Origin of the sequence: Streptomyces sp., from assembly GCF_036566765.1 — a bacterium.
Classification (GTDB): Bacteria; Actinomycetota; Actinomycetes; order Streptomycetales; family Streptomycetaceae; genus Streptomyces.
The window spans coordinates 1-2,474 of record NZ_DATCVQ010000499.1 but is presented as its reverse complement, the minus strand read 5'-3'; the positions used below and the strand labels follow the sequence as shown (position 1 = coordinate 2,474).

At 71.9% G+C, this 2,474-nt stretch carries 2 protein-coding genes; both read left to right on the top strand.

Annotated features, from left to right (window positions below; translation table 11 throughout):
- The first annotated feature begins 202 nt into the window (after positions 1-202).
- Positions 203-1,189: an ArsR/SmtB family transcription factor gene (locus VIU94_RS29050; RefSeq protein ID WP_331915718.1), complete on the top strand. Its 987-nt coding sequence runs from the start codon at positions 203-205 to the stop codon at positions 1,187-1,189.
- A gap of 331 nt (positions 1,190-1,520) precedes the next feature.
- Complete coding sequence (locus VIU94_RS29045) at positions 1,521-2,462, top strand: NAD-dependent epimerase/dehydratase family protein (RefSeq protein ID WP_331915716.1); 942 nt, start codon at positions 1,521-1,523, stop codon at positions 2,460-2,462.
- Positions 2,463-2,474: the final 12 nt, after the last annotated feature.

The window sequence follows — 2,474 nt, the reverse complement described above, 5'->3', positions numbered from 1 at the left end:
ACAGGGCGGTGAGCAGGACCGCGGCGGCGAGGCCGGCGTTACGGACATGACAGCGGCGCATCGATGCGTACCTCCGGTGACGTGGGCCGATCGGCTGGGCGGATCGGCTCGACGGACACCCGGAGCCTGGCCTGTCGTTCCCCGGAACGCACTGCCTTTCACCCCTGTGCGAAAGGCTCCTACGGGTCGATAATCGGTCGGCGTGATCCGCTTACACTTCACCGCCGCCGACCTGCGACAGATCACCCTCGCCCCGGCGGCCAACGCGCTCTCGGAGACCGCCCTGAGCCTTCGCCTGGCCCTGCGCCACGCGCACGGCGGTCGCGGCGCCGGCCGGTCGCACCCCGCCGCGGAGCGGTGGCACCGTTCCTTGAACGGCAGCGCGAGCGCGCGGGCGGGTGTCCTCGCCGAACTGGTCGCCGAGCAGGGATTCCTGCCAGACTTCCTCCTCCAGCCGGCCGTGCACGACTTCGACGACGCGCTCGACCTTGCCGCCTCGACGCCGACCGCGCGGTTGGCGATCGATCTCGGGATCCCGGACGCCTCCGGCTGGAACGGCGGCCTGGCCGGCCCCGGCAGGTGGGCGCACGAGCTCGCCCAGGGCTCACCGGCTGCACGGCATGCCCTGGTGAGCGACGCACGGCGCTACTTCGAGGCGTCGATCGGTCCGCTGTGGCCGAGGATCCGCAGCGACGCCCTGACCGATCGCGCGGTGCGGGCCGAGATGCTGCTGCGCGGCGGTGTCGACGCCCTGCTGACCACCCTGGGGACGACCTGGCGATGGCAGCCGCCGACGCTCCATCTGCCCTCGCCCTCCACGTACGACATTCCGCTGTGCGGCCGTGGGTTGCTGCTCGTGCCCTCGTGGTTCGCCACCGGTCCCATGGTGATGTACCGCCCCGAGGCGGCGACCGTCCTCGTCTACCCCATGTGCCACGGCGAACGGGCGGACCAGCGGCCGGAGGCTCTGGGGGCGTTGCTCGGCCGCACCCGGGCGAGGCTGCTCGCGCTGCTGCGCACCCCCGCCACCACCACGGCCCTCGCCGAGCGCGCCGGCGTCTCCCTTGCCGCCGCCAGCCAGCACGCGGGCGTCCTGCGCGGCGCGGGACTGATCGACACCGTACGGACCGGCACCGCTGTGCTCCACAGCCTCACGCCGCTGGGACACTCCTTGCTGGCCGGGACCTGAGTGGCCGCACGGTGATCCCGCGGCCACACGGCCGTCAAGGGCCGTCCCGGGCAGATGCGTTGAGGAAGTCGCCCCCGGTCGCCCGCTCCGATCGCCGGTCCGCAGGCACCCGAGGACCGCGAGCCGGCCGGGACGTGAACGAGTTCAGTGACGGTCGCCACCACTGTCAACGCCGGCCCGGATCACGACAGTCACGGTTCCGCGCCGGCGGTCGCCTGTCTGCGACGTCGTCGCGGGCGCGGGGGACGACGGCCCCTCGTCTCCCGCGTCCCTCACGACCGGTCAGGTGGCGCTGCGCGACCTCACCACGCGCTCGCGCTAGTGTTCGTGCGTGAGCCTTTACGTCGTTGTGGGATTCGGGCCTGCCGGAGCGGCCACTGCTCGGCTGCTGGTCGAGAAGGGGCACTCGGTTCGAGTCGTCACCAAGTCGGGCCGAAGCCCGGAGGCCGGCATCGAACACCTCGCGTTGGATGCGACGGACAGCGAGCGGCTGATCGAAGCGTCGCAAGGCGCGGTCGCGATCTACAGCTGCGCCGCACCTCCCTACCATCGCTGGACGAGTGACTGGCCACCGCTGGCCTCGTCGCTCTTCGCGGCGGCCGAGGCGACCGGGGCCGTGCTGGTCATGCTGGGCAACCTTTACGGCTACGGTCCGGTGGTCGGTCCCATGACCGAGAAGCTGCCCCTCGCGGCGACCGGTCCCAAGGGAAGGCTGCGCGCCGCCCTTTGGGAGCAGGCGCAGCGCCTGCACGAGCAGGGTCGTATCAAGGCGGTCGAGGTGAGGGCCTCGGACTTCTTCGGGCCCGGAGTGACCGACGGCGGCCACCTGGCAGCACGGGTCGTGCCACGACTGCTCAGCGGCAAGCCCGTGTCCACGCTCGGGGACCCGGATGCCCCGCACAGCTGGACCTACGTCCCCGACGTGGCCAGGACGCTGGTCGAGATCGCGGGGGAGGAGCGGGCCTGGGGACGTGCCTGGCACGTCCCGACGCAGCCCGCGCTGTCCACTCGGGAGATGGTCGACCGCCTCGCCGCTCAGGCCCGAACAGGGCCTGTAGCGGTGCGCAGGCTCTCGCCGGCCGTGCTGGGCGTCGCCGCGGTCTTCTCGCCCCTGCTCCGCGCACTGAAGGAGATCCGATATCAGTTCGACCGTCCGTTCGTAGTCGATTCGAGCGCCTACGAAGCCGAGTTCGCGGCACGAGCCACTCCCCTCGATGAGCAGATCGCGGCGACAGTGGACTGGTGGCGTGAGCGACTGGCCGCCAAGGGCTGACCTCCGCGACGA